Source organism: Simplicispira piscis, from assembly GCF_054783455.1.
The window spans coordinates 17681-17981 of the sequence record NZ_BAAGQN010000006.1; the positions used below are offsets into that span (position 1 = coordinate 17681).

At 58.1% G+C, this 301-nt stretch carries 1 protein-coding gene; it reads left to right on the forward strand.

Annotation, left to right across the window (positions count from 1 at the left end):
• Positions 1 to 65: 65 nt before the first annotated feature.
• A partial coding sequence (locus ACYVOC_RS02270) for a BON domain-containing protein (RefSeq protein WP_461160747.1) occupies positions 66 to 301 on the forward strand: 236 nt, incomplete at its 3' end.

The following is a 301-nucleotide window of genomic DNA, read 5'->3' on the forward strand; positions in this document are numbered from 1 at the left end:
AATTCGCACGAGCCCTTGCCTTTGCCGCCCTTGCTGGCGCCACCATTATTTCCGCCGGTTGCTCGGTGGCCCGCGACCAGCAGACCGTAGGTTCCTATGTGGATGACGCCGGCATCACCACTGCCGTGAAGGCCCGGATGGCCGAGGACAAGACCGTCTCCGCCACCTCAATCAGCGTGGAAACACTCAAAGGTACCGTACAGCTTTCGGGTTTTGCCAAGTCGCAGGCCGAAAAAAATCAGGCAGAAAACATTGCACGTAACACCAAGCATGTGCGCGAAGTGCGCAACAGCATCGTGGT